Origin of the sequence: Streptosporangium sp. NPDC000509 (assembly GCF_042898365.1) — a bacterium.
Classification (GTDB): Bacteria; Actinomycetota; Actinomycetes; order Streptosporangiales; family Streptosporangiaceae; genus Streptosporangium.
Genome location: NZ_JBIAYX010000008.1, coordinates 173,875 through 198,801 on the forward strand (window position 1 = coordinate 173,875; position 24,927 = coordinate 198,801).

The window sequence follows — 24,927 nt, forward strand, 5'->3', positions numbered from 1 at the left end:
CGGTCAGGATTCGGGAAGCGGGACGAGGAGCCTCTCCACCACCTCGGCCGCGTGCGCGGGATCGTCGGCGCTCTCCTCGCCGTCCGGTGCCCACAGGAACAGCCAGCCGTCCTTGACCGGCGTGGCGAAGACGATCGTCTGCCGGTGACTGTCGGGATGCCACACCCACAGCACGGGGGCGGTGCCGCCGAGGGTGCGGCTCACCATCCCCCGTTGTCGCAGTTCGGCGGCGAGGGAGTCGAGATGGGCTAGGCGTTGCTGTGTGAACGCGTTGGGCACGTCGGGCACCTCGGGTCGTTTCCCCTCAGGATCACCCCAGGTCAGCCCGGTTACAACAGGCTCCAGGTAATTCTTGGAAATGTCGCCTTTCGGATGGGTTCCGGGTTCTCCGGGGCGGTTCTCCCGCCGCCGGTGCCCACAGCGCCTGGCGCCACGCGCCTCGTCGGCGGCCCCGCCGCCCGTGCCTGGTTGCGTAGACTTGTGGCGTTCCATGCCAGTTACCGGCTATTCATGTGTTTCGTAGCTATTCGTGCCCGATGATGCCTGTCGCACCCGGTGTCACGCACGCCTCGCCGGCGGCTCCGCCGTCCGCGCCCCCGTGTTCGTCGGACCGCCACGCGACATCTGGACCGCCAAGGTGGACCCGCGTCCGCGCTCGCTCGTGTTCGTCCGCGTCCGTCTGTGTTCGTCGGCGTCCGGTCGTGCCCGGTCGTGCGCGGGTGACCTCCGCGATGGTTCGCGACTCCCGCAACCCGTGGCGCCAACGGGCGGCGATCGAACAATCGTTCGGCTATATTGAACAGGCCACCACTCCTGGCGTGCCCTCCCGAAATTGTCGGCGGCACCCCGTAGCTTTCTGGCAACCGATCCAACCCGCGACCCTTCAGGGGGCTCCCATGGCAGCTAACGACCGCGAGAAGGCGCTTGAGACCGCACTCGCTCAGATCGAGCGTCAGTTCGGCAAGGGCTCGATCATGCGCCTGGGCGACGAGACCCGGGCTCCCATCGAGGTGATTCCCACCGGCTCCATCGCGCTCGACGTGGCCCTCGGCATCGGCGGTTTCCCGCGCGGCCGCATCGTCGAGGTCTACGGTCCCGAGTCCTCGGGCAAGACCACGGTCGCCCTGCACGCGGTGGCCAACGCCCAGCGCGGCGGCGGCATCGCCGCGTTCATCGACGCCGAGCACGCGCTCGACCCGGAGTACGCCCAGAAGCTGGGCGTCGACACCGACGCGCTGCTCGTCTCCCAGCCCGACACCGGTGAGCAGGCGCTGGAGATCGCCGACATGCTGATCCGGTCCGGCGCCGTCGACCTGCTGGTCATCGACTCGGTCGCCGCACTGGTGCCCAAGGCCGAGATCGAGGGCGAGATGGGCGACAGCCACGTCGGGCTCCAGGCCCGCCTGATGTCCCAGGCGCTGCGCAAGGTCGCCGGCGCGCTCAACAACACCGGCACCACCGCGATCTTCATCAACCAGCTCCGCGAGAAGATCGGCGTGATGTTCGGTTCGCCCGAGACCACGACCGGTGGAAAGGCGCTGAAGTTCTACGCCTCGGTCCGTCTCGACATCCGCCGCATCGAGACGCTGAAGGACGGCACCGAGGCGGTCGGCAACCGCACCCGAGTGAAGATCGTCAAGAACAAGATGGCCCCGCCCTTCCGGGTGGCCGACTTCGACATCCTCTACGGCGTCGGCATCTCCCGCGAGGGTGGCCTGATCGACATGGGCGTCGAGCACGGTTTCGTCCGCAAGTCCGGCGCCTGGTACACCTACGAGGGTGACCAGCTCGGCCAGGGCAAGGAGAACGCGCGAAACTTCCTCAAGAGCCACCCGGACATGGCGAACGAGATCGAGAAGAAGATCAAGGAGAAGCTGGGTGTCGGCCCGCGCCTTGACAGCCCGGCCGCCCCGTCGCCCGTCCCCGCGGCTTCGGCCCCGGCCGCCGCGTCCGGCCGTGCGGCCGGTGCCGCGTCCTCCGCCGGGTCCGGTCGCGGTTCCAAGGCCGCCACTCCCAAGCCGGGTGACGCCTGAGTCCGGGCTGATCGATGACGACGGGACCTGACTCCGGTCCGGCCGACCAGGCCGGGCCGAGAGACTGGGGCGCCTGGCCCGACGAACCTCGGGCGGCCTCACCGGGCAGGGGTGGGCGCGACTTCGGTTCGTCCGCTTCTGAGGAATGGTTCCGCGAGGAGACCGCGGAACCTGCGGGTGACGCACCCCGCGGCCGGAGGAAACGTGCCTCCCGTCGTGGCGGGCGGCGCTCAGGGAGGGCTACCCCGGGTTTCCTTCCCGAAGGATCCGACGGCCCCGACGGGCCAGACGGGTCCGACGGATCGGCCGAGCGGGCCGGGGCGAGCCGGAAGTCCGAGGCCGACCCGCAGGCGGTGGCGCGAGGCATCTGTCTGCGGCTGCTGACCATGGCGCCGCGCACCCGAGCCCAGCTCGCGGAGGCGCTGCGCAAGCGTGAGGTGCCACAGGAGGCGGCGGACGCCGTGCTGGACCGCTTCTCCGAGGTCGGACTCATCGACGACGAGGCGTTCGCCGCGGCATGGGTGAGTTCACGCCACGCCGGGCGGGGACTCGCCAGAAAGGCCCTCGCCTCGGAGCTCCGCCACCGCGGGGTGGAAGAGGAGACCGTGAAGGAAGCGGTGGATCAGCTCGATCCCGAGGAGGAGGCGGAGACCGCCCGCCGCCTCGTTCGGCGCAAGCTCTCCTCGACCCGAAGCCTGGAGCCCGCGGTCAGGACTCGCAGACTGGCCGGCATGCTCGCCCGGAAGGGATACGGCCCCGGCCTGGCCTTTCGCGTCATCCGCGAAGTGCTGGAGGACGAGGGTGCGGAAACATCGTCATTCACGGATGATTCGGGCTATCCGCTTGACTAGTCCAAAGCAGCTTGACAGCGGGTCTTTGCTTGCTCGTTACCTCTCTGACGCTTAATCTCAACGGCAGTGAGGAGTTACTCCGCGCAGTGCGGATTGTCATAGCGGTGTAGTACGGGCAAACAGGCTTGGCGGATGAGGACGGAACGACGGACCGGCGGGAAGAGCCGGTAGGTGATCCCCTCTGGGGTCACTTCTGTCCCGACAGCGCCGCCACCTGGACTTTCCGTGCCGTGCGTGTGACCCCTCGTGTGCCTGATATTTGCGACGCGAGGAAGGTGAGGCGCGCATGGATCCGGTCGTGGTCGTCATGTTGGTAGTGACGGTTGTGGCTCTCGCCGTGATGACAGCCGTGCTGGTCGTGTTGCTGCGTCGTATCGGTGGAGCCGGGCCCGTGCAGAAGGGCCCCACCCCCGAGCAGGAGGCCGAGGCCGAGACCCATCTGGAGGAGGCCAGGCGCGAGGCCGCCGACATTCGGGCGAGAGCCAGGGATGACGCCGGAGAGCTCCTGCGCAAGTCGGAGACGGCGGTCGAGGCGGCGGCGGAGATGCGCAAGGAGGCCGAGGCCGAGGGCAAGATCCTGAAGTACGAGCTCAAGGAGCTCCGGTCCGACCTCGAACGCAGGGAGAACCGGCTCGCCGAGCGGGAGCAGCGTCTCGACGAGGAGGCCAGGCGCCAGACCGACCGGGCCCGCAAGCTCGCCGAGACGGAGGTCGAGCTGGCCGACCGCCGTGAGGATCTCGAACGGGTCGCCGAGGAGCGTAAGACCATCCTGGAGCGGGTGTCCGGACTCACCAGCGACCAGGCCAAGGCCGAGTTGGTCCGAGAGATCGAGAACCAGGCCAAGCGCGAGGCCGCGCTGATCATCAGGGAGATCGAGAGCGAGGCCCGCAAGGAGGGTGAGAAGCGCGCCACCAAGATCGTCACATTGGCGGTCCAGCGGGTGGCCACCGAGCAGACCGCCGAGTCCGTGGTGAGCGTTCTGCACCTGCCGGGTGACGAGATGAAGGGGCGCATCATCGGCCGTGAGGGCCGCAACATCCGCGCCTTCGAGTCGACCACCGGCGTCAACCTGATCATCGACGACACACCGGAAGCCGTGTTGCTGTCGTGCTTCGACCCGGTCCGCAGGGAGACCGCGCGACTGACCCTGGAGAAACTCGTCCTCGACGGGCGCATCCATCCGCAGCGCATCGAGGAGGCCCACGAGCGCAGCAAGGCGGAGGTCCAGGAATTGTGCGTGCGTGCCGGTGAGGACGCCCTGGTGGAGCTCGGCATCACCGATATGCATCCCGAGCTGGTCACCCTTCTCGGCCAGCTTCGTTACCGCACCTCCTACGGCCAGAACGTGCTCGGTCACCTCATCGAGTCCGCCCACATCGCCGGAATCATGGCGGCCGAGCTGCGGCTCGACACGACACTGCTCAAGCGCTGCACGCTCCTGCACGACATCGGCAAGGCGCTCACCCATGAGGTCGAGGGCAGCCACGCGCTCATCGGCGCCGAGATCGCCAGACGCTACGGCGAGCACGAGGACGTCGTCCACGCCATCGAGGCCCACCACAACGAGGTCGAGGTCAAGACGGTCGAGGCCGTCCTCACCCAGGCCGCCGACGCGATCAGCGGCGGCCGCCCCGGAGCCCGCCGCGAGTCGCTGGAGGCCTACGTCAAGCGACTGGAGCGGCTTGAGGAGATCGCCACCTCCTACGAGGGCGTCGAGAAGGTCTTCGCCATGCAGGCGGGGCGGGAGATCAGGGTGATGGTGAAGCCCGACGCGGTCGACGACATCCAGGCCCAGGTGATCGCCCGAGATGTCGCCAAACAGGTCGAGGAGGAGCTCACCTACCCCGGCCAGATCCGCATCACGGTCGTCCGTGAATCGCGGGCCACCGAGTTCGCCCGCTGACCCCGCCGAACCGCTGAAAACCCGTTGAGCCGCTGACCTCGCCGACCGGTCAGGAGTGGAAGATCTGCTGATAGAAGGCGAGCTCGGTGGCGAGGGCCGCACTACGGGTCTCGGCGCGGCGGAACCCGTGGGCCTCGCCCTCGAACGTGAGGTAGGTGCAGGGGACGCCGCGTTCGGTGAGAGCGTCGACGAAGGCCTGAGACTGCGCCGGAGGGACCACCGGGTCGGACAGCCCTTGCAGGAGCAGCATGGGACAGCTCACCCCCGCCACCTGGCCGACGGGCTCGCGCGAGGCGTACAGGGCGGGATCCTCCGGGCCGATCAGCCACTCGACGTAGCGTGACTCGAAGTCGTGGGTGGTCGCGCTGAAGTTGGCGAGTCCGCTCACGCCGTAGTAGGAGACACCCCCGGCGAACGCCTCGGACGCGCAGCAGGCCGCCATGACCGTCCATCCGCCCGCGCTGCCGCCCCTGATCGCGATCCGCGCCGGGTCGCCCAGACCTTCCGCGGCCAGCCACTCGGCCGCGGCGATCGAGTCTTCGACGTCGACCACGCCCCACTGGCCGTGCAGCCGCTCGCGATAGACGCGGCCGTAGCCGGTGGAACCGCCGTAGTTGACGTCGAGAACACCGATGCCCCTGCTGGTGAAGAACGCTTTCTCCAGGTCGAGTGCGCCGACACTGTGCCCGGTCGGCCCGCCGTGCACGAACACGACGTACGGCGCGGGGCCCTCGCCACGCGCCTCGGGGTTGGACGGAGGGTAGAGGAACGCGTGCACCTCGCGCCCGAACCGGGTCTCGAACTCCACGGGCCTGGCGAGCGGCAGGTAACCGGCGTCGGGCAGCTCGTTGACGTCCCTGCGGAGCTCCTCCACCCGCTCGGTCACGGTGTCGATCCGGATGATGGACCGGGGCAGCGCGGGACCGTACCCGATTCCGACCAGGGCGTGCCCGTCGGTGGCGAGCACCGCGTCCCAGCCCTCGTAGGGCACGTCCAGGTCGCTCAGCACGCCGCTGTCCGGGTCGAAGACCCCCAGACGCAGGTTGCCCCGCCCATGCAGGACCGCGAGGCTCCCGTCGGCCATCGGTGCGTACGGCACCGCGCCGAGCTGCCACAGCGGCCCCGCGAACTCCTCCTCCGCCGGGTAGAGCGCCCTTGGCTCGGTGCCGTATATCCCGACCAGGTAGAGGTTCCACCAGCCCGACCAGTCGGAGATCAGGTAGAGGCTCTGCTCGTCACGCCACTGCGGGGCGAGCACCGACTCGGAGACGCCGCCCCGCACCTTCCAGGCGGCGCCGTCGGCGAGCCGGGAGACCCACAACTCGGTGCCGTTCCACGGCATCCGGGGGTGGTCCCAGCAGACGAAGGCGAGGTGCTCGCCGTCGGGGGAGAGGGTGGGGAAGGCGTAGAAGTCGTGGCCGCCGGCCCGCTCGCGCGGCGCGTCCTCGCCGGACAGCGGGATGGACACGATCGACCGGCTCACCCGGCCGTCGTCGTGGCGCTCCCTCACGCACCAGATCTGCCCGTCGTGGACGACCAGGTCCGCGTAGCGCAGGCCGGCCGGCTCCTCGGGCTCCGGCGTGAGGGGTCTGGGCTCACCGCCGGCGGGCAGTAGGTAGAGGCGCTGGTCGACGAAGTTGGTGAACACCACGCCCTCGCCGGGCACCACCGCGTACGACCGCCCGCCGTACTCGTGGACCCTGGTCCTGGCGCTCCACGGCGCGCTCAGCAGCTCGCGCTGGGCTCCGTCGGCGCTGCGGTGCATGATGGTGGTCCGTCCGCCCTCGGCGGGACGGTCCTCGGTCCACCAGACCTCCTCGCCGAGAACAGTCGGGTATCCGAGGCGCAGCCCGGAACGGGCGACGTCGGAGGTGGAGACCGGCGACGGCCACGTGGCGTACGGCAGGACGACCTGCTCGGGGGACATGGCGTAATCCTGCCCGATAACCCGTCGCGTGTCGCCGGTATCACGCTCGCGTCATCGGAGATATGCCGTCGGTGAACCGAGCGGGCCGTGAGATCAGGGGGAATGATGAGGTGAGGGCGGTTGGCCCGATCTCTGGCATAAATCGGCCTGCGGAGGTTTTTACCCACCTGTCACACGGAAAGGCGGTCACCGGATCCGGTGACCGCCCTTCGGCTGCCGTACTCCTACGGCGTGGCTCCTACGGCGCGGGGTTGCCGGGGCCGCCCTCGACCGCCGTCGGCGAGTCGGGCCGGGCGATCGGCTTGGCCGCGGTCTTCCTGCTGCGACGGCTCCGTCTCTCCAGCCAGGTGGCGACGGCGCCCACCATCACGTTGATGATGATGTAGATGATCGCGATGACGATCACAGCGGGAATGATGTTGTTGAAGTTGGAGGGCAGCACGCGTGCCCCCGCGTTCAGCAGGTCCTCGAACGACACGATGAAGCCGAGGGCGGTGTCCTTCAGGAGGACCACCAACTGCGCGACGATCGCCGGCATCATGACCGTGACCGCCTGCGGCAGCAGGATCATCCGCATCACCTGGCCAGGACGCATGCCGACCGCGAGCGCGGCCTCGCTCTGCCCCCGTGGGATCGACAGGATGCCCGCCCGGACGATCTCCGCCAGCACCGAGCCGTTGTAGAGGACGAGGCCGATCACCACCGCCCAGAACGGCGTCACGGTGAGCCCGAAGACCGCGCTGCCGCCGAACATCACCGCGAAGATCATGATCAGCAGCGGGATCGCCCTGAAGAACTCGACGACCGCACCGGCGGCGCGCCGGATCCAGGCGTTCGTGGAGAGCCTGCCGATGCCGAAGACGAACCCGAAGGGCACCGCGATCAGGGCGGCGACCGCGGCCGCGGTGAGCGTGTTCACCAGGCCGGGCAGGATCAGGTTGATCCACACGTCGCCGCGTAGGAACGGCGTCCACAACTCGGCGCTGAGCTGGTTCTTCTCGCCGAGCTTGGTCACCATCACGTACACCGCGAACAGCACGGCGAGGATGACGAGCACGGTGAGAACGTTGTTGCGGATCCGGGCCCTGGGGCCGGGAATGTCGTACAGGACGCTGACGCGTTCCGAGCTCTCGGCGCGCCGCTTGCGCGCCGGGGGCCGCTCTGTGGTCACCGCGGTCATCGGACCACCGCCAGGCGCTTGGCGAGCCAGCCGAACAGCAGACCGGTCGGCAGGGTCAGGATCAGGAAGCCCAGCGCGAACCCGGCGAAGATCTGGATGACCGCGTCGCCGTGCGCCTCGAACAGCGTCTTCATGGTCAGGGACGCCTCACCCACCCCGATGGCCGCGGCGATCGTGGTGTTCTTGATCAACGCGATCAGGACGCTGCCCAGCGGGGCGATCACCGCGCGGAACGCCTGGGGCAGCACGATCAGCCTCAGGTTCTGTCCGAAGGTGAGCCCGATGGCACGGGCCGCCTCCGCCTGGCCGACCGGGACCGTGTTGATCCCGGCGCGGATCGCCTCGCAGACGAACGCCGCCGTGTAGGCGGACAGTCCGATGATGGAGAGCCACAGGTAGTTGGTGGACAGGCTCTCGGAGAACGAGACGTCCAGGACCAGGCCGAGCCCCAGCCCGCAGAACACGATCACCAGGGTCAGCGGGGTGTTCCGCAGGATGTTCACGTACGCCGTGGCGATCCCGCGAAGGACCGGCAGCGGGCTGACCCGCATGCCCGCGAGGATCGTCCCGAGCACGAGCGCCACCAGCCCGCTGGCGAGGGTGAGCCGTATCGTCAACCAGAAAGCGTCCCGAATCATCGGGAACTCATCGAAGAGTGCCTGCACTCATCCCTCCAGAGGTCACAGGCCGGGGCGTCCGTACGCCCCGGCCGAGGTGTGACCGAATCAGTAGCGCTCGACGGTCGGCGGGTTGGTGAAGAACTTGCCGAACTCGCCGAAGTTGGCGTCGATGGCCTTCTTCCAGCTGCCGTCCGTGAACATCTTCTCCACGGCCGCGTTGACCTTCTCGCGGGTCTCCGTGTCCTCCAGCTTCAGGCCGATGCCGTACTTCTCCTCGGAGAAGGGCTGGCCGACGAGGCGGAACTTGCCGGGAGACTGGGTGGCGAAGCCGGCCAGGATCGTCGCGTCGGTGGAGATCGCGTCGACCTGCTTGTTCTCCAGCAGCGGCAGGCAGGCGCCGTAGCCCTGCTGCTCGGTGAGGAAGCCGCTCTTCCACTCGTCGCCGAACTTCTCGACCAGGCGGGCGGGGGAGGAGGAGCCCTGGGCGCCACAGACCTTCTTGCTCTTGAGGTCCTCGACGCTGTTGATCGTGGTGTCGTCCGCCCGGGTCAGGATGTCCTGGCCGGTGACCAGGTACGGACCGGCGAAAGCGACCTTCTTCTTGCGGTCGTCGGTGATCGAGTAGGTCGCGATCACGGCGTTGACCTGGCCCTGCTGGATGAAAGACTCACGGTTGGCCGAGATGGCCTCCTTGAACTCAATCTTGTCGTCCGTGTAGCCGAGCTCCTTGGCGATATAGCGGGCGACATCGACGTCGAAACCCTTGAAGGAGCCGTCAGGCTGCTTCTGGCCGAGACCGGGCTGGTCGACCTTGATTCCCACGACGAACTTGTCGCCTCCGCTGCCGCCGTCGTCGCCGCACGCGGTCAGGCCGGCCAGCGCCGCCGCGGCTGCGATGACCACGGCTCCAATACGACGTACACGCATTCTTGCTACCTCTTTTTCGTCAGGGACATCAGGAACATCAGGGGTGAGCAGGCCGTCAGTGAGTGAGGATCTTGGAAAGAAAATCCTTGGCCCGGTCGGTCCGGGCGTTGGTGAAGAACTCCTCGGGGGTGTTCTCCTCCACGATCTGGCCCTCGGCCATGAACACCACGCGGTTCGCCGCGCGGCGGGCGAAGCCCATCTCGTGGGTGACGACCATCATCGTCATCCCCTCCTGGGCAAGACCGATCATGACGTCGAGCACCTCCTGGACCATCTCCGGGTCGAGTGCCGAGGTCGGCTCGTCGAACAGGATCATCTTGGGGTCCATGGCCAGGGCTCGGGCGATCGCCACGCGCTGCTGCTGGCCTCCCGAGAGTTGCGCGGGATACTTCGACGCCTGGGCGCCGATACCGACCCGCTCCAGCAACTCCATGCCCCGCCGCTCCGCGGCCTCCTTCGCGACGCCGCGAACCTTGATCGGCCCAAGGGTGACGTTCTCGAGGATCGTCTTGTGGGCGAACAGGTTGAAGGACTGGAACACCATCCCGACCTCGGACCTGAGCTTGGCCAGGGTCTTGCCCTCCACCGCGAGCGGCTGCCCGTCGAAGGTGATGGTCCCCTCGTCGATCGCCTCCAGTCGGTTGATCGTCCGGCAGAGGGTCGACTTGCCGCCGCCCGACGGGCCGATGACGACGAGGACCTCGCCGCGGGAGATCGTCAGATTGATGTCCCGAAGGACGTGCAGGCTGCCGAAGTGCTTGTTGACACCTTCAAGCACGACCAGAGGAGTCTTGTCCCCGTTCTCCGTCATGCTGGACAACGTAATTCTGTAAAGGGCACCTGGGGCTAACCCTGCGGTACCGATCAGATCACGTCCTGCTCACGCCTTGATCATCGGAGCCTGCCCAGGGTAGCCGGGTCGAGGGTGAGCTTGAAGGGTTCTGTCAGGTCCACGGTCGTCCCGGCGGCGACACGGTGGATGAGCTGGTACTCGCCGTTCTCGTCGAGCGCGTACGTGAAGATCACTGGAAGCTCGTCGGAGCCCTGCCCTCGGAACGACTTCATCTCGATGCGCCAGAAGTGAGGGATGCCCACCTCCGCGTATTTCGCGTGCTTGATGATCCGATCCGTGGCCGTGGTGAACCCGGCGACTATCTCCACCACCAGGTGGACCCACTCGGGCTGTGCGACCTCCGCGCCCTTCTCGAAAGGCGCCGCCTCCACCACCATCAGATCGGGAATGACGCCGGGCTTGCGATCCAGGAGCAGACCTGTCGCGGTAACGGGGATCAAGTCCTCCGGCGCCACCGTCTCCAGATAGGTCTGGAGGCGGTCTCCGATGCGCTGGTGTCTGAAGGGTGGGGCGGGGGACACGATGAGGCTCCCGTCGACGAGCTCGTAGCGACCGCCGTCGTCTCGCGAGTTGAGCTCGGACCATTCGTCGAGGCTGAGTTCGCCGGGAGTCTCCCAGATGGCCGTTTTCGGCGCCGCTGTTTTCTGGCGGGGCTTCTTGGTGGGCTTCTTGGCCTTCAACGGGGCCTCCGAGGTCTGCGCGAGCATCGCCATCGTGGCTCACCACTCTCGGCTGTGGGTCGAGTCCTCATTCTCGTATGCGGCTTTGGGGCCCCAGCTTAGCGAGATGATTGACGTTGTGTGACCGTTCGATTGCCTGGAGTTCGGTGGGCTGGGGGCGTACCTGAAGGTTCCGCGGAGCGCCTACCCTTGTCGTGAGATGACTGCCACCGTGGAGAGCGCCCGCACGTACGAGGTCCGTACCTATGGGTGCCAGATGAACGTGCACGACTCGGAGCGCCTGTCGGGCCTCCTGGAAGACGCGGGATACGTCCCGGCCGCCCAGGGGGAGACGGCCGACGTGGTCGTGTTCAACACCTGTGCCGTACGGGAGAACGCCGACAACAAGCTTTACGGCAACCTCGGTCACCTGCGTCCCTCGAAGGTGGGCAACCCCGGCATGCAGATCGCCGTGGGCGGTTGCCTGGCGCAGAAGGACCAGGGGGAGATCGTCCGCAGGGCGCCCTGGGTGGACGTGGTGTTCGGCACCCACAACATCGGCTCGCTGCCGGTGCTGCTCGAGCGGGCGCGCGTCCAGCGGGAGGCCCAGGTCGAGATCAAGGAATCCCTGGAGACCTTCCCGAGCACGCTGCCGACCAAGCGCGAGTCCGCCTACGCCGCGTGGGTGTCGGTCTCCGTGGGGTGCAACAACACCTGCACGTTCTGCATCGTGCCCGCGCTGCGCGGCAAGGAGAAGGACCGCCGTCCCGGCGACGTCCTGAACGAGGTGCGCACCCTGGTCGACCAGGGCGTGCTGGAGATCACCCTCCTCGGTCAGAACGTCAACACCTACGGCGTGGAGTTCGGCGACCGGCTCGCCTTCGGCAAACTCCTGCGGGCCTGCGGCGACATCGAGGGACTGGAGCGGGTCCGTTTCACCAGCCCGCACCCGGCGGCCTTCACCGACGACGTGATCGCGGCCATGGCCGAGACGCCCAATGTGATGCACCAGCTCCACATGCCGTTGCAGTCGGGCTCCGACCGGGTCCTCAAGGCCATGCGCCGTTCCTATCGGGCCGAACGCTACCTGGGCATCATCGAGCGGGTCCGCGCGGCGATGCCCGACGCGGCGATCTCCACCGACATCATCGTTGGTTTCCCCGGCGAGACCGAGGAGGACTTCCAAGGCACCCTCGACGTGGTGCGCGAGTCGCGGTTCGCCAACGCCTTCACGTTCCAGTACTCCATCCGGCCGGGCACCCCGGCCGCCACCATGGACGACCAGATTCCCAAGGAGGTCGTGCAGGAGCGCTACGAGCGGCTCGTCGCCCTGCAGACCGAGATCTCCTGGGCGGAGAACAAGAAGCAGGTCGGCCGGACGCTGGAGGTGCTGGTCGCCGAGGGCGAGGGCCGTAAGGACGAGGCGACCCATCGCATGTCGGGCCGGGCCCCCGACAACCGTCTGGTGCACTTCACCCCCGGTGCGGAGGTTCCGCGTCCCGGTGACGTGGTGAGCGCCGAGGTCACGTACGCGGCACCGCATCACCTGGTCGCCGACGGTCCGGCTCTGAGGCTCCGCCGCACCCGCGCGGGCGACGCCTGGCAGGCGCGTCAGGGCACCCCCGCCGGGGCCGGTCCCGGGGTCATGCTCGGCATGCCCTCGATCGGCCGCCCCGCCCCGCTCCCCGAGACCTCGGGCTGCTCCGTCTCCTGAAGATCCGGTCTCCCGGCCGGGCGTCCGGGGGTCCGGTGCTCGCCCCTGCTCCACGAGCTGCTGAGCGCGGTCCGGTCTCTCGAGGCCCGAGGCCCCGGCCTGTCTCCTGAGGCCCTGCCCTTCCTGAGAGGGGCACGGGAGACAACTCTCCCGAGGCGCTCCCTCCCGGCGGGTTTTCCAGGGCGTGCGCCCGAAGTGCCCTCTCAGGACGACCCTCGTGACGCGCTCCTTCCCTGGGCCGGGATTTTTCGGAATGCTCACCCTCTGGGGGAGATCTTCTGATTGTTTTCTGGACGCTTCTCCAGGTGGTGCGAATCCATGATCGAATTGCCGGAACCCCCGGTGGGGGCGGTGATTCCGGTGACGCCGACGCTCCTGCCAGGGGGGACGTGCGCGGCGTCGCTGTCGGTCTCTTAACGGATGATATTTCGTGATTCATCCGTGATTGATGTGCGAGCATTTCCCTGCTGTGGCTACTGTGGTTCAGCACCCGCGGAAGCCGTGGAGGTTTCCCCCCGAGAACCGCAGGGAGTTTTCCCCATGCACGTCCCTCCATCTTCGGGCAGTCCCGAGGAACCAGAGATCATCGTCGGACCCGCCGACGAGCCCAGACAGTCACGTAAATCCCGTAAGCCCCGACGGAGAAGCGGCCTGGCCATAGCCGTCTTCTCCGTGCTCGCCGCCGCGCTCCTGGGCGGAGGTGCCGTCTTCGCATACGTGAACGCCGGAGGCGACGACCCCCGAGTGCCGGCGGTGCCGGACAGCGCCCAGGAGGCGGCCCAGGAGCCCGAGCCGGACCAGAGCCCGCCGCAGGACGAGAAGCAGAAGCCGGAGAAGAGCGCGGACGTCGCCTCCGGAGGCGACGACACGTCCACCGGAGGCGGTGGCTCAGGCGCCAACACCAACGCCAACGCCGGGGGCGGCGGAACGGGCGGGAACGAGCCGGCCGCAGGGAGGCCCGCGGAGGACACGTCGAAGCAGCGGCAGAGCAGCCCGCAGAAGTCGCAGGGCCCTCAGGAGGGCGATCTGAGCGACGGCCCTGCCGGCTACGTGCATCCCCAGGGGCCCGTCGGCGGCTACTGACCCAGGGCGATGAGCCAAAGATGATCGGTACGGCCGGGGCGCGGTGCGAGAAGCACCGCGCCCCGGCGTGTTTCCGGATCTTGTACGACCATCCTCACCGCGAGGCCGCGAGGCCGCGAGACGGTCGCCGGGGGAGGGCTCCGTTAGTCTGGCGAGGTGCTTGTCGCCGCGGCCGTGTGCCCGCATCCCCCGCTGCTGGTCCCCGAGCTGGCCGGGGCCGCGGCCTCGGAGCTCGACGACCTCAGGGCGGCCTGCGCGGCCGCGATCGGGGCGTTGCGCGGCGCGGGAGCCGACGAGATCGTGGCGGTGGGAGGCGCCGACCGAACCGCGGCGTACGGCGCGGACGCGGCGGGAAGCCTCGCCCCCTGGGGCGTCGACGTCCGAGGCGGCGAGGGGGAGCCTGTCCTGCCGCTGTCCCTGACGATCGGACGCCGCCTCCTCGACGCGGAGCGCCTGACCGCTTCGGGATTCCACGCGATCTCCTTCGACGCTTCTCCTGGGGAGTGCGCGGCCCTGGGAGAGCGGCTGGCGGCCACGGCCGGTCGCGTGGCGATGCTCGTCATGGCCGACGGTTCGGCCTGCCTCACCGAGAAGTCCCCCGGATATCTGGACCCCCGCGCGAAACCGTACAACCGGGCGATCGTCGAGGCACTGGCCCGCGCCGAGATCCCGGCGCTCGACCCCGGTGAGGCCGCCGGGCTGTGGGTCGCGGGCCGTGCGGCCCTGCAGGTTCTCGGCGGGTGCCGAGGCGCCCTGCGCGGCGAGATCCTCTACGACGACGCGCCCTACGGCGTCGGCTATTTCGTCGCCCGCTGGACGGAGTGATCCCGCGGGGAAGTGGCTATACCGTGGCGGACGAGAACGGCGCCAAGGGCGTCGGGGACGACGATCTCGCGAAGGGAAGACGAGGCCGATGGCGGGGACCGTGGCGTTCGGGAGCATTCCGACGCGGCTGGGGGACATGGCCGTCGCCGTGACCGAGGACGGCGTGGTGAGCGTCGGCTGGGAGGATCCGTCCCGGTTCAGGGCGCGCCTGCTCGAACGGCTGGGGTTGGAGGAGACGGACGATCCCGTCATGACGGCGGCCGTGCTCGGCGAGCTGGGCGACTACTACGCGGGCAGGCTGAAGGTCTTCGGGGTCCCGCTGGACTGGCGGCTGACCTCGCCGGTGCAACGCAGGGTGCTCGGCACGCTGTACGAGACGGTCCCGTACGGCAAGGCGGTGACCTACGGGGAGCTGGCGGCCCGCAGCGGGACGGGTGTTCCCGCGCGGGCCATCGGGTCGATCATGGGAGCCAACCCGATCCCCGTCATCGTGCCGTGCCACCGGGTGGTCGCGGGCAACGGGCTCGGCGGGTTCAGCGGTGGCGACGGCGTGGAGTCGAAGCGCTGGCTGCTGACCCTGGAGGGCTACCTGCAGCCGATGCTCGACTGGGACTGACCGGGAGCCGGAATCGGCCACGGTAAATCGTCGACGGATCGTCCGTGGCTCGTCTAGGGCACTGAGGGCGGCGGTGTTGTGCCGGGACCGGACGCGGTGTCTCCCCGCCCGGAAGGTCCGGAAGGTGTGGTGCGTCCGGGCGCGGGTGTCGTACCCGGCGGTGTGGTGCGGTCCGGCTCGTCGATCTTGTCGGCCATCTCCCTGGCCTTCCGCGCGGCGGTGTCGACCTGCTGGGCGTGTTTCGGCCCCAGCTTCTTCTTGGCGAACTTCTCCGCCTTGTCGATGCCCTGTTTGGCGAGTTCTTCGGTCTTGGCGCTGCCGCCCAGCATGTGTTTGACCTTGTCGAGGATGGACATGGTGGATCCCCCAATTCCGATGTGAGGACACATCGCCTCTCATCCATACCCGGGGAGTTGGCAGACTTACCTCGTGCCTCAGCTACCCGTCATCGCCGTCGTCGGCCCGACCGCGGCAGGAAAGTCCGACCTGGCCGTGGATCTCGCCCTCGAACTGGGGGGCGAGGTGATCAACACCGACTCCATGCAGCTTTACCAAGGAATGGACATCGGAACGGCGAAACTGTCCGTGGCGGAGCGCAGGGGAGTGCCCCACCACCTGCTGGACATCTGGGACGTGACCACGACCGCGAGCGTGGCCGAGTACCAGTCGCTGGTCCGGCCGCTCATCGACGACCTGCGGGCGAAGAAGGTCGTGCCCATCCTGGTGGGCGGATCAGGGCTGTACGTGCGGGCCGCCCTGGACGACCTGGAGTTCCCCGGTACCGATCCGGAGGTCCGCGCCCGGCTGGAGGCCGAACTCGACCTGCGAGGCCCCGGCCCGCTGTACGAGCGGCTCCGCGAGCGCGATCCGAAGGCCGCCGAGACCATCCTCCCCGGCAACGGGCGCAGGATCGTCCGCGCGCTGGAGGTCATCGAGATCTCCGGGCGGCCGTTCTCGGCCACGATGCCGTCGTACGACGCCGTCTACGAGAGCGTCCAGCTGGGGGTGGAGGTGCCCAGGGCGACGCTGGACGCCCGGGTCGAGGCGCGGGTCGACCACATGTGGCGGGCCGGGCTGGTGGACGAGGTCAGGGAGCTGGCCGCGCGCGGGCTCGCCGGAGGCCGTACGGCGAGCCGTGCCCTCGGGTACGCGCAGGTGCTGCGCTTCCTCGGCGGGGAGTGCACCGAGGAGGAGGCGAAGCAGGAGACGGTACGGGCGACGCGGAGGTTCGTCCGCCGCCAGGAGTCGTGGTTCCGCCGCGATCCTCGCGTGATCTGGCTTCCTCAGCAGGAGCCCGACCTTCTGGGGCGCGCGCTCGCCGCGATTCGCGGCTGACCGCTCCGGGGGACCGGCCGGGGAGCGGATACGGGCGTGGGTGACCGGCCGGGGTGCGGACGGAAACGCGGGTGACCGGTCGGGGTGATGAGGGCGGAAGCGTGCCCGGATAGGGTTGGTGAATGCGATTCGTGAAGGGACACGGCACCGAGAACGACTTCGTCATCCTCCCCGACCCGGACGGTGAGCTGGAGTTGTCCGCGACGACCGTGGCGGCGCTGTGCGACCGGCGCGCGGGGATCGGCGCGGACGGCGTGCTGCGCGTGACGCGGACGAAGCTCAGCCCGGAGGTGTCCGGCCAGGCGGGCGAGGCCGAGTGGTTCATGGACTACCGCAACGCCGACGGCGGCGTCGCCGAGATGTGCGGCAACGGGGTGCGGGTCTTCGCCCGCTACCTGGTCGACGCGGGACTCGCCGCGCCCGGGGAGTTCGGTGTCGCGACCAGGGCGGGCGTCAAGCGGGTGCGGCTGGCGGAGACGGGTGACGTGACCGTCGAGATGGGCCCGCCCAGGGTGCTGGGGTCGAGTCGCACGACCGTCGCGGGCCACGAGTACGAGGGTCTGCACGTCGACATGGGCAACCCCCACCTGGCCTGCGTCATCGGCGACCCGGTGGCCCAGCTCGACCTGAGTCACCAGCCCGCGTTCGACCCCGAGACCTTCCCCGGCGGGGTCAACATCGAGCTGCTCAATCCGGTGGGTCCGCGCCGGGTCGTCATGCGGGTCTTCGAGCGCGGTTCGGGTGAGACGAGGTCCTGCGGCACCGGCGCCGTCGCCTCGGCGGTGGCGGCCGCGCGGCTGGCCGGTGAGAGCGGCGGCACCTGGGCGGTGGAGGTGCTCGGAGGCACGGTCACCGTCACCCTCGACGAACACACCAGTTACCTGGCGGGTCCCGCCGTCCTGGTCGCCTCAGGTGTGGTCACGCTCTGAGCGGTGCGCGTCCTGGGCCGTGTCCGGTGTGGGTCACGCGTCGAACGGCACGTTTCCTCGGCCGTGTCCTGTGTGGTCGCGTTCGGAGTGGTACGTGTCCCGGTCACGTTCCGAGCGGTGCGCATGACGTCGCCGCCTTCGCCGCCCGCGCGGGCGCGTCGTGCCCGCCGGGGACACGCTCCGGGGCGCGGAGGTGAATCTTTCGTGACCCTCGTGGCGTCGCGGCGGGCCCCGCGCCCGGCGGGGACACGCTCATCCGCACGTGCGGGGCCATACCGTGAGGCCTCGGAGGTGCACGGGATCGCCGAGCCGTTTGGGGCATGCTCCCCGACCTGGCAGACTGACGTCCCATGGACGTGGACATCTGGGCCTGGGTGGGCGACACCCAGCGGCAACTGCATGAGGCAGGCAACACCGGTCTGGCTATGGCGATCGGAGACGTGCCCGCGCAGGCGTTGGAAGGCCGGTACGGGCAGCTCGACGTGCTCGCGCCCGCCATCGCGCAGCAGGCGGAGAACCTGCGACTGCCCTGGTTGGAGTTCTACGCCCGCTACTGGCACCTGATCGGCCGCGTCGGCGACCGCGCGCAGGGGACGGTCGCGATCGCCGACGCCGAGACGCTGGTGGAGTTCACCAAGCGGGAGGACGTCCGCGAGTGCCCGTCCGTGCCCGGTGCCGTCGTGGCGCTGGCCATCGCGCAGGCGAACGCGGACGGTCCGGGTTACGCCGCCGAGCGGCTGGCCGCGCTCTCGGCCCTGGACGTCGAGCCCGGCTCGCTGGCCTTCGCCTCCGTCGCCGAGCAGTACGTCGCGGCGCTCGTCGACGCGGGGCGCGTCGACGAGGCCGTCTCCCACGCCGAGACCGCGGTGGCGGCGCTCGGCGGTGCGGACCGTGAGGCGAGCTGGGAGCTGGGGGCCGCCTCGGCCCGCGCGCTGCTCGCCGCCGGACGAGCCGAGGACGCGCTCACCGCGCTCGACGCCGCGACCGGGTTCAAGCCCGACGACCCGGTGGCCAAGGAGCACCGCGAGGGAGTGCTCCGCTCACTCGTGCTCGCCACCCTCGGCAGGGTTCAGGAGTCCGTCGACGCCCTGCCCGACCTCGACGTGGTCGGCGACCACCCTCGCGTCTGGGTCGAGTGGTCGCACGCCATCCACGCGCTCACCGGAGCGACGCAGATCACCAACACCTGGCAGCTGGGCCGGGTGCTCAAGCAGTGGATCGACTACTTCGCGATGATGGGCGGCTACCGCGCCCGGGTCGAGCTGGCGCTCGTCGCGGGGCACCTGGCGGTCGCGCGCCAGGGAATCTGGCAGGCGCGGCTGTTGGCCGACCTGGCGGAGTCCGCGGCAGGGGAGCTCAGGAGCCCCGGTGACATCGCCGAGCGGATCACCGAGCTGCGCGCCGCCGCGGACTCCGCCACCGCGCTTCCTGCCCCGGGTCCCACGGACGAGCTGGTCGGCTACTTCGACGCCGCAGACGGCTTCAACGCCGACCCGGAGCGCTGGGTGGGCTGGCTGGCCCCGCTGTCCGGCCGTGACGTGGAGGCCACCCGGCGCCACACCACCACGCTGGGCTTCCTCGGCTACCCGGCCAAGGGCGCCGACATCTACTGGACCATGCTGGTCGAGTCCGGTGACATCGAGACCGCGGACCCGCAGGACGCCTCGTACCTCAGCGGCCTGCTGATCGAGGCCCGCCAGGACGAGCGCCTGGAGCAGGTGGCGGAGCGGCTGCCGGCCGCGCAGCGTCACATGGCCCTGGGCCGCCTGTACACCTCGCGGGAGCGCTGGGAGCAGGCGGCGGCCGAGGGCGAGGCGGCGGTCGCCGCGGGCGGCGGCATCGAGGCGGTCCGCCTGTGGTCGGCCGCGGCGCAGCAGCTCGGCGACAACGCCAAGGGCGCCGGCGTGCTGCGTGATCTCCTCGACTCGGAGGAGATCGAGCAGCAGGACATCTGGCGAATGATCGTCATGGCGACGGCCGCGGAGGACTGGGAGACCGTCCGTCTGGGCACCGCCAAGATCGGGATGCCGCTGCAGTCGACCGAGGGGCCGATCGAGGAGGAGATGGGCCTGGTGCGCATCATCCTTCCCGCCCCGGACGGCAGCCAGCGCCAGGTCCTGAGCGTGCGCACCGGCCCCGCGACGGCGCGTCTGGCCATCCCCCAGCCTCCCGGTATGGAGTACAACGCCGGTGACCTGGTCGTCTTCGAGCCGCAGCTGCTTGAGCCGATCCCGGAGAGCGCCGAGGAGCAGGAGAGCTTCGTCCCGCCCTTCGCCGCGGTCAGCATGCTCCGCCCGGGTGGCTACACCAGCTGGTTCTTCGACGGCGCCGCTCCCAGTCAGGCCGACTGGACGGAGTTCAACGACGTCATGGTCGAGCGCGGCTGGCCGATGTGGGTCTACAGCGACGACAACTACACCGTGACCCACCCGACCTCGGGCGAGCCGCTGCCCGGTGTGTTCGGCTGGATCGCGGTCCCGCCGGATGTCAGCCCGGTCGAGCTCGACGCGCTTCTGGACGACGCCACCGAGCGCTGGGTGCACCCGCTGGCCTGGCTCGACCTGGCCAAGGCCGTCGACGTCGAGGTGGAGCGGCACGAGCGGATCACCAAGGAGTACGGCCTGTAGGACGGCTCGCCACGGCCGTGCCCGGCGGTCCGTGGCGCCGCCCGCTCTTCGGGAGGTGTGGTCCGCGCGCCGCCTCAGGAAGGGAGGGGCGCGGTCATTCGTGACCCACTCGGAGCCCGTATCGCCGGTGACCCGCCAGGATCACCGGCGAGCACAGGACACCGCGTCGCCCGCGAGTGGACCGACCCCTCCCGAGCGGTTTCCGGCACGGTCACTAGAATCTCATTCGGCATGTTGGACGGATGAGGGAGGACCCCGATGCTGGAACGATTCCGGCTGGACGGCAAGGTCGCGATCGTCACCGGTGCGTCCTCGGGGCTGGGTGTCGCGTTCGCGAGAGGGCTGGCCGAGGCGGGCGCGGACATCGTGATCGGTGCCCGTAGGAAGGACCGCCTTGAGGAGACCCGCGCCCTGGTCGAGGAGACCGGCAGGCGGTGCGTGGCCCTCGCCACCGACGTGACCAGGCCGGAGGACTGCCGGGCACTGGCCGAGACGGCGGTGGCCGAACTCGGCGCGGTGGACATCCTGATCAACAACGCGGGTGTGGGCTCGGCGGTCCCGGCGCTGAAGGAGACACCCGAGCAGTTCCGGCAGGTCGTGGACATCAACCTGCACGGCACCTACTGGATGGCGCAGGCCTGTGCCAGGGTGATGAGGCCCGGCTCCTCGATCGTCAACATCGGGAGCATTCTGGGCGAGACGACCGCCGGTCTGCCGCAGGCCGCCTACAGCGCCTCCAAGGCGGGGGTCGTCGGTCTCACGCGCGATCTCGCCCAGCAGTGGACGGAGCGGCGCGGCATCCGGGTCAACTGCGTCGAGCCGGGGTTCTTCGCCTCGGAGATGACCGAGCAGTACGCCGAGGGTTATCTGGCCAGGCAGCTTGAGCAGCGGGTGCTGATGAAGCGTGCGGGCGACCCGGCCGAGCTCGTCGCCGCCGCGATCTTCCTCGCCTCGGACGCCGCCTCGTACGTCACCGGTGCGGTGATCCCTGTCGACGGCGGGATCCTGATCACCTGATCCGGCTGCTCCGAGGGGAGTGTCTTTGGTAGCTTTTGTCCGTATCGAGTGAGAAAGATGCTGGTAAGGCATGGATTGATGGGTCAGAAATTCTCTCGTTCTCCCAAAGGCTTCTTAAGGCTTTTAAGATTGAGGGCGGCATCTGAGGTAATTTGCCGCTTCAGTTGGTGAGCACGTGAGAGGTGGCAGGGTGCGGACGGCACTGGTACGAGGCGTGGTCGTCGCGACGATCGCGTTCACGGTGGCGGGCTGCGGCCCGTTTCCCGACGGAGGCGTGGACGAGGGGACGCGGTCCTCAGGAGGGGCTTCCGGGGACAGGAACTCCGCCTCCGAGGCGCTCAAGGAGCTGAGGAAACTCGAGGTCAAGGGGCGCGCCCCGATGACGGGATTCAACCGCGACAAGTTCGGTCCCGCGTGGTCGGACGTCGACAAGAACGGCTGTGACACCCGCAACGACATTCTCATTCGCGACCTCAAGGAGGAGGTCTTCAAGAAGGGCGAGGAGGGCTGCATCGTGCAGTCCGGAATTCTTGAGGACCCCTACAGCGGCAAGACCATCAAGTTCGAGCGCGGGACACGGACCAGCATGGCGGTGCAGATCGACCATGTGATCGCGCTCGCCGACGCCTGGCAGAAGGGCGCCCAGCAGTGGCCCGCTTCCAAGCGGAAGGAACTCGCCAACGACCCGCTGAACCTGCTGGCGGTGGACGGGCCGCTGAACAGCCAGAAGGGCGCCGGAGACGCGGCGACCTGGCTGCCGCCGAACCGCGCCTACCGGTGCCCCTATGTGGAACGTCAGATCAAGGTGAAGGTCAAGTACGAGATGTGGGTGACGCAGGGGGAGAAGGACGCCATGGAGGACGTCCTCAAATCCTGCTGATCAGTCGTCGTAGTCGCGCTTCAACTTGATGATCTTTCCGGTCTTCGCGGACACGTAGACGTCGTACTCCCAGGCACCCTTGTGCAGCTCGACCTTCCAGGCGCGCCGGCCGTGCTCCCACTCGCGCTCGACCTTGCTCACGCGCGCGCCGGGAACGCGCTTCTTGGCGATCTTCACGGCCTGGCCGGAGGAGATGTACGCCGAGGTGGTGACGGGTGCGGTGGCGGCACCCGTGGTGCCGGCCGCGGTCACGCCGGTCGTGCCGGTCGTGGCCGCGGTGGCGGTGATCGCCGCACCGTCCGTCTGGTGCGCGGCGAGGGCGATGCCGCCTCCACCGGTGAGGAGGGCGGCGGTTGCGAGGGCTCCGACGGTGATTCTGGTGATTCGTGTCATGGGTCAAGATTTGCGGAGACTTTGCTAGGGGCACGCTAAGAGATCGTTAACCGACGGTGAGTACGGCCCGCCACCGGATTCCGGCCCCTCCCCGACGTCGTTTCAGTTGGTCCGCTCAGTGACCGGCGGCCGCGGCCTGCTCCCGGGCCAGCCGCTCCTCGCCCGACAGCGTGTTGAGCGGCTTCTCCTTGATGAACAGGACCGCCACCAGCGCGAGCGCGGTGAGCGGCACGCCGATGAGGAACAGTTCGGCGGTTGCCGTCGCGTACACGTCCTGGACGATGCGGACGACGGGAGCCGGCAGCTTGGAGATGTCGGGTACGGCCCCGCTTTCGCCACCCGCGCCGCCGCCGGCGGCCATCGGGCCGAGCCTCTCCGTCATGAGCGCGGTGATCCGGTTGGCCAGCACCGCGCCCAGGGCGCTGACGCCGACGGCGCCGCCCATGCTGCGGAAGAAGGTCAGCACCGAGGTGGTGACCCCCAGGTCGTGGGCGGGTACGTCGTTCTGGGCGGCGAGGACCAGGTTCTGCATGAGCATGCCGACACCGATGCCGAGCACCGCCATGTAGATCCCGAGCAGCACCATGCCGGTCTGACCGTCGATGGTGCTGAGCAGGCCCATCCCGGCGAGCATGACGACGCCGCCGGCCACCAGGAAGCCCTTCCAGCGGCCCCACTTGGTGATGAGCTGGCCGGCCACGGTGGAGGAGACGAGCAGGCCGAACACCATCGGCAGGCTCAGCAGGCCGGCGACCGTCGGCGACTTGCCGAGCGCCACCTGGAAGTACTGCGACAGGAAGACCGTGCCGCCGAACATGGCCACGCCGACCAGCACGCTCGCCACGGTGGCGAGGGTGACGGTGCGGTTCCTGAAAATGGTCAAGGGGATGATCGGCTCGGCCGCCCTCGACTCCACCCAGATGGCGAGCGCGAGGGTGACCAGGGCGCCGCTCACCAGGGCGACGGTCCACCAGGAGCCCCACTCGAACTGGTTGCCCGCCAGGGACGACCAGATCAGCAGTGTGGACACACCCAGTGTGATCAGCAGGGCGCCCAGGTAGTCGACCTTGACGTCCCTGCGCACCACCGGCAGGTCGAGCGTGCGCTGCAGCAGGACGATGGCCAGGATCGTGAACGGCACGCCGATGAGGAAGCACCAGCGCCAGCCGAGCCAGGAGGTGTCCACGAGCACGCCGCCGATGAGCGGGCCCGCCACGGTACCGACGCCGAACACGGCGCCGAAGATGCCGGCGTAGCGGCCGAGCTCACGCGGCGGGATCATGGCCGCCATCACGATCATCGCGAGCGCGGTCATGCCACCGGCGCCGATGCCCTGCACGACGCGGCTGACGATGAGGATCTCCACGTTCGGTGTGAGACCCGCGATCAGCGAGCCCACCACGAACAGCCCCAGCGAGAGCTGGATCAGCAACTTCTTGTTGTAGAGGTCGGCCATCTTGCCCCAGAGCGGCACCGTGGCCGTCATGGCCAGCAGCTCCGAGGTGACGATCCAGGTGTAGACGGTCTGCGTGCCCTGCAGGTCGGTGATGATGCGGGGCAGGGCGTTGGCCACGACGGTCGAGGCCAGGATGGACACGAACATGCCCACCATCAGTCCCGACAGCGCCTGCAGCACCTTTCTCCTGGAGGTGGGCGCCGCGGCCACGGACTCGGGCTGCGCGCTGGTGGATGTCATCTTTCCTCGATTTCTCGGGCGGGGGACCGGCGCTCCGCGTGACTCGCGCGGACGCCTTCCGAACGGGAACGTGTTCGGGGGGTGATCGAAGGAGAACGGTGACCGGGACGGTCACGGATTGGGCAGGCCGGCGGCGAGCTGGGAGAAGGCCTCGTCGACCAGGTCGGCCAGCGCCGGGCGGCCGTCCGCGGCACTCCAGCGCATCATCGCCGCCCGGAAGGCCGCCATGGCCACCGCGGTGGCCAGCTCGGGATAGCCGCTCGTACCCGGTTCGACGCCGATTCTGCACGCGACGACGGCGGACACGGCGCGCTCGGTCTCGGTGCCGTTGGCGACCAGCCGCGGCAGGAGTGACGGGTTCTGCTCGAACACCTTCAACCGCAGCAGCCACTGCTCGCGGCGCTGCTGGACGTGTTCGGCCTCGACCCGCGACATCAGGCGCAGCGCCTCCAGAACCGGCACCTCGGCCGGCACGGCCTCCAGCCTCTCGCGCAGCTCGGCGACGGACGCCGGGCTCGCTCCGACAAGCGCGTCCTCCTTGGACGGGAAGTAGTTGAAGAACGTGCGCGAGGAGAGGTCCACCGCCGTGGCGATGTCCTCCACCGTGACACCCGCCAGGCCGTGTTCGGCCACCAGCGTCAGGGCGGCGTGCTCCAGCGCCGCACGGGTCTCGAGCTTCTTTCGATCTCTCCGGCCGAGCTCGTCCACGCTCTCCACACTGGTCACGACGTCAACAGTAGGGAGGAACTTTCAGATTATGCAACATTTCATTGTCTGAAGTGCGGCAGATCACAGGTGGGACGAGCACGCGGGCGTCGCGGGGATGGGCGGGGGCTTCCTCATCGGTTCCGTGAACTCC

Annotated in this window: 23 protein-coding genes; 12 read left to right on the forward strand and 11 right to left on the reverse strand. The window is 69.0% G+C overall.

Annotation, left to right across the window (positions count from 1 at the left end):
- Positions 1 to 3: 3 nt before the first annotated feature.
- Positions 4 to 279 (reverse strand): hypothetical protein, encoded by a 276-nt coding sequence (locus ACFY3D_RS16690; protein WP_362898520.1) that lies wholly within the window; start codon positions 277 to 279, stop codon positions 4 to 6.
- Positions 280 to 896: 617 nt separating this feature from the next.
- Between ACFY3D_RS16690 and recA the strand changes: the two genes are divergently transcribed.
- From recA to rny, 3 genes are all read left to right on the forward strand, one after another.
- Positions 897 to 2,033 carry a recombinase RecA gene (gene recA, locus ACFY3D_RS16695; protein WP_389769913.1) on the forward strand — a complete coding sequence of 379 codons (1,137 nt, stop codon included), beginning with the start codon at positions 897 to 899 and terminating at the stop codon, positions 2,031 to 2,033.
- Positions 2,034 to 2,047: 14 nt separating this feature from the next.
- Positions 2,048 to 2,884, forward strand: a complete 837-nt coding sequence (gene recX, locus ACFY3D_RS16700; RefSeq protein WP_389980269.1) for a recombination regulator RecX — start codon at positions 2,048 to 2,050, stop codon at positions 2,882 to 2,884.
- Positions 2,885 to 3,170: 286 nt separating this feature from the next.
- A complete protein-coding gene (gene rny, locus ACFY3D_RS16705) occupies positions 3,171 to 4,787 on the forward strand; it encodes a ribonuclease Y (RefSeq protein ID WP_350944636.1) in 1,617 nt (538 codons plus the stop codon).
- A 49-nt stretch (positions 4,788 to 4,836) separates the two neighbouring features.
- Here the strand turns inward: rny and ACFY3D_RS16710 are convergent, their stop codons facing one another.
- The 6 genes from ACFY3D_RS16710 to ACFY3D_RS16735 form a co-directional block, all read right to left on the reverse strand.
- The gene (locus ACFY3D_RS16710) at positions 4,837 to 6,714 is read right to left on the reverse strand and encodes a S9 family peptidase (RefSeq protein ID WP_389980271.1); all 1,878 of its coding nucleotides are present in this window, start codon (positions 6,712 to 6,714) and stop codon (positions 4,837 to 4,839) included.
- 238 nt (positions 6,715 to 6,952) lie between these two features.
- On the reverse strand, positions 6,953 to 7,885 hold the full coding sequence (locus ACFY3D_RS16715) for an amino acid ABC transporter permease (RefSeq protein WP_389980273.1): 933 nt from the start codon (positions 7,883 to 7,885) through the stop codon (positions 6,953 to 6,955).
- Between the two features lie 5 nt (positions 7,886 to 7,890).
- Entirely contained in the window at positions 7,891 to 8,559 is a 669-nt protein-coding gene (locus ACFY3D_RS16720) for an amino acid ABC transporter permease (RefSeq protein ID WP_389980275.1), read from the reverse strand.
- A gap of 60 nt (positions 8,560 to 8,619) precedes the next feature.
- Positions 8,620 to 9,441 (reverse strand): glutamate ABC transporter substrate-binding protein, encoded by an 822-nt coding sequence (locus ACFY3D_RS16725; protein ID WP_389769878.1) that lies wholly within the window; start codon positions 9,439 to 9,441, stop codon positions 8,620 to 8,622.
- 55 nt (positions 9,442 to 9,496) lie between these two features.
- Positions 9,497 to 10,252 (reverse strand): amino acid ABC transporter ATP-binding protein, encoded by a 756-nt coding sequence (locus tag ACFY3D_RS16730; protein WP_350944629.1) that lies wholly within the window; start codon positions 10,250 to 10,252, stop codon positions 9,497 to 9,499.
- A gap of 80 nt (positions 10,253 to 10,332) precedes the next feature.
- On the reverse strand, positions 10,333 to 11,007 hold the full coding sequence (locus ACFY3D_RS16735; RefSeq protein WP_389980277.1) for a Uma2 family endonuclease: 675 nt from the start codon (positions 11,005 to 11,007) through the stop codon (positions 10,333 to 10,335).
- A gap of 166 nt (positions 11,008 to 11,173) precedes the next feature.
- On the opposite strand from ACFY3D_RS16735, the gene miaB reads away from it, so the two are divergent.
- From miaB to ACFY3D_RS16755, 4 genes are all read left to right on the forward strand, one after another.
- On the forward strand, positions 11,174 to 12,667 hold the full coding sequence (gene miaB, locus ACFY3D_RS16740) for a tRNA (N6-isopentenyl adenosine(37)-C2)-methylthiotransferase MiaB (RefSeq protein WP_389980279.1): 1,494 nt from the start codon (positions 11,174 to 11,176) through the stop codon (positions 12,665 to 12,667).
- Between the two features lie 540 nt (positions 12,668 to 13,207).
- Positions 13,208 to 13,750: a hypothetical protein gene (locus ACFY3D_RS16745; protein ID WP_389980281.1), complete on the forward strand. Its 543-nt coding sequence runs from the start codon at positions 13,208 to 13,210 to the stop codon at positions 13,748 to 13,750.
- Positions 13,751 to 13,906: 156 nt separating this feature from the next.
- Complete coding sequence (locus tag ACFY3D_RS16750) at positions 13,907 to 14,575, forward strand: hypothetical protein (RefSeq protein WP_389980283.1); 669 nt, start codon at positions 13,907 to 13,909, stop codon at positions 14,573 to 14,575.
- A gap of 88 nt (positions 14,576 to 14,663) precedes the next feature.
- Positions 14,664 to 15,191: a methylated-DNA--[protein]-cysteine S-methyltransferase gene (locus ACFY3D_RS16755; RefSeq protein ID WP_389980285.1), complete on the forward strand. Its 528-nt coding sequence runs from the start codon at positions 14,664 to 14,666 to the stop codon at positions 15,189 to 15,191.
- A gap of 53 nt (positions 15,192 to 15,244) precedes the next feature.
- On the opposite strand, the gene ACFY3D_RS16760 is transcribed toward ACFY3D_RS16755, so the two are convergent.
- Positions 15,245 to 15,547, reverse strand: coding sequence for an antitoxin (locus tag ACFY3D_RS16760; RefSeq protein WP_389980287.1), 303 nt, complete (start codon positions 15,545 to 15,547; stop codon positions 15,245 to 15,247).
- 73 nt (positions 15,548 to 15,620) lie between these two features.
- Here ACFY3D_RS16760 and miaA point away from each other — a divergent pair, with 73 nt between their 5' ends.
- The 5 genes from miaA (at position 15,621) to ACFY3D_RS16785 (ending at position 21,979) form a co-directional block, all read left to right on the forward strand.
- Positions 15,621 to 16,526, forward strand: coding sequence for a tRNA (adenosine(37)-N6)-dimethylallyltransferase MiaA (miaA, locus tag ACFY3D_RS16765; protein WP_389980289.1), 906 nt, complete (start codon positions 15,621 to 15,623; stop codon positions 16,524 to 16,526).
- A 122-nt stretch (positions 16,527 to 16,648) separates the two neighbouring features.
- Positions 16,649 to 17,455, forward strand: a complete 807-nt coding sequence (dapF, locus tag ACFY3D_RS16770; RefSeq protein ID WP_350944618.1) for a diaminopimelate epimerase — start codon at positions 16,649 to 16,651, stop codon at positions 17,453 to 17,455.
- Between the two features lie 350 nt (positions 17,456 to 17,805).
- Positions 17,806 to 20,082 (forward strand): tetratricopeptide repeat protein, encoded by a 2,277-nt coding sequence (locus tag ACFY3D_RS16775; protein WP_389980291.1) that lies wholly within the window; start codon positions 17,806 to 17,808, stop codon positions 20,080 to 20,082.
- A gap of 258 nt (positions 20,083 to 20,340) precedes the next feature.
- A complete protein-coding gene (locus tag ACFY3D_RS16780) occupies positions 20,341 to 21,099 on the forward strand; it encodes an SDR family oxidoreductase (protein WP_350944616.1) in 759 nt (252 codons plus the stop codon).
- Positions 21,100 to 21,289: 190 nt separating this feature from the next.
- On the forward strand, positions 21,290 to 21,979 hold the full coding sequence (locus ACFY3D_RS16785) for an HNH endonuclease family protein (protein WP_389980293.1): 690 nt from the start codon (positions 21,290 to 21,292) through the stop codon (positions 21,977 to 21,979).
- Here the strand turns inward: ACFY3D_RS16785 and ACFY3D_RS16790 are convergent, their stop codons facing one another.
- The 3 genes from ACFY3D_RS16790 to ACFY3D_RS16800 form a co-directional block, all read right to left on the reverse strand.
- On the reverse strand, positions 21,980 to 22,372 hold the full coding sequence (locus tag ACFY3D_RS16790) for a PepSY domain-containing protein (RefSeq protein ID WP_362898474.1): 393 nt from the start codon (positions 22,370 to 22,372) through the stop codon (positions 21,980 to 21,982).
- A gap of 115 nt (positions 22,373 to 22,487) precedes the next feature.
- On the reverse strand, positions 22,488 to 24,068 hold the full coding sequence (locus ACFY3D_RS16795; RefSeq protein ID WP_362898472.1) for an MDR family MFS transporter: 1,581 nt from the start codon (positions 24,066 to 24,068) through the stop codon (positions 22,488 to 22,490).
- A gap of 111 nt (positions 24,069 to 24,179) precedes the next feature.
- Complete coding sequence (locus tag ACFY3D_RS16800) at positions 24,180 to 24,794, reverse strand: TetR family transcriptional regulator (protein ID WP_389980295.1); 615 nt, start codon at positions 24,792 to 24,794, stop codon at positions 24,180 to 24,182.
- Positions 24,795 to 24,927 lie beyond the last annotated feature (133 nt).

What these genes read in the sequence shown, in the direction of transcription:
- ACFY3D_RS16710 (WP_389980271.1), bottom strand. Translation starts at nt 6,714, where the DNA reads ATGTCCCCCGAGCAGGTCGTCCTGCCGTACGCCACGTGGCCGTCGCCG.
- ACFY3D_RS16760 (WP_389980287.1), bottom strand. Translation starts at nt 15,547, where the DNA reads ATGTCCATCCTCGACAAGGTCAAACACATGCTGGGCGGCAGCGCCAAG.
- miaB (WP_389980279.1), top strand. Translation starts at nt 11,174, where the DNA reads ATGACTGCCACCGTGGAGAGCGCCCGCACGTACGAGGTCCGTACCTAT.
- ACFY3D_RS16795 (WP_362898472.1), bottom strand. Translation starts at nt 24,068, where the DNA reads ATGACATCCACCAGCGCGCAGCCCGAGTCCGTGGCCGCGGCGCCCACC.
- dapF (WP_350944618.1), top strand. Translation starts at nt 16,649, where the DNA reads ATGCGATTCGTGAAGGGACACGGCACCGAGAACGACTTCGTCATCCTC.
- ACFY3D_RS16780 (WP_350944616.1), top strand. Translation starts at nt 20,341, where the DNA reads ATGCTGGAACGATTCCGGCTGGACGGCAAGGTCGCGATCGTCACCGGT.
- ACFY3D_RS16745 (WP_389980281.1), top strand. Translation starts at nt 13,208, where the DNA reads ATGCACGTCCCTCCATCTTCGGGCAGTCCCGAGGAACCAGAGATCATC.
- ACFY3D_RS16775 (WP_389980291.1), top strand. Translation starts at nt 17,806, where the DNA reads ATGGACGTGGACATCTGGGCCTGGGTGGGCGACACCCAGCGGCAACTG.
- recX (WP_389980269.1), top strand. Translation starts at nt 2,048, where the DNA reads ATGACGACGGGACCTGACTCCGGTCCGGCCGACCAGGCCGGGCCGAGA.
- ACFY3D_RS16735 (WP_389980277.1), bottom strand. Translation starts at nt 11,007, where the DNA reads ATGGCGATGCTCGCGCAGACCTCGGAGGCCCCGTTGAAGGCCAAGAAG.
- ACFY3D_RS16730 (WP_350944629.1), bottom strand. Translation starts at nt 10,252, where the DNA reads ATGACGGAGAACGGGGACAAGACTCCTCTGGTCGTGCTTGAAGGTGTC.
- ACFY3D_RS16725 (WP_389769878.1), bottom strand. Translation starts at nt 9,441, where the DNA reads ATGCGTGTACGTCGTATTGGAGCCGTGGTCATCGCAGCCGCGGCGGCG.
- ACFY3D_RS16790 (WP_362898474.1), bottom strand. Translation starts at nt 22,372, where the DNA reads ATGACACGAATCACCAGAATCACCGTCGGAGCCCTCGCAACCGCCGCC.
- rny (WP_350944636.1), top strand. Translation starts at nt 3,171, where the DNA reads ATGGATCCGGTCGTGGTCGTCATGTTGGTAGTGACGGTTGTGGCTCTC.
- recA (WP_389769913.1), top strand. Translation starts at nt 897, where the DNA reads ATGGCAGCTAACGACCGCGAGAAGGCGCTTGAGACCGCACTCGCTCAG.
- ACFY3D_RS16755 (WP_389980285.1), top strand. Translation starts at nt 14,664, where the DNA reads ATGGCGGGGACCGTGGCGTTCGGGAGCATTCCGACGCGGCTGGGGGAC.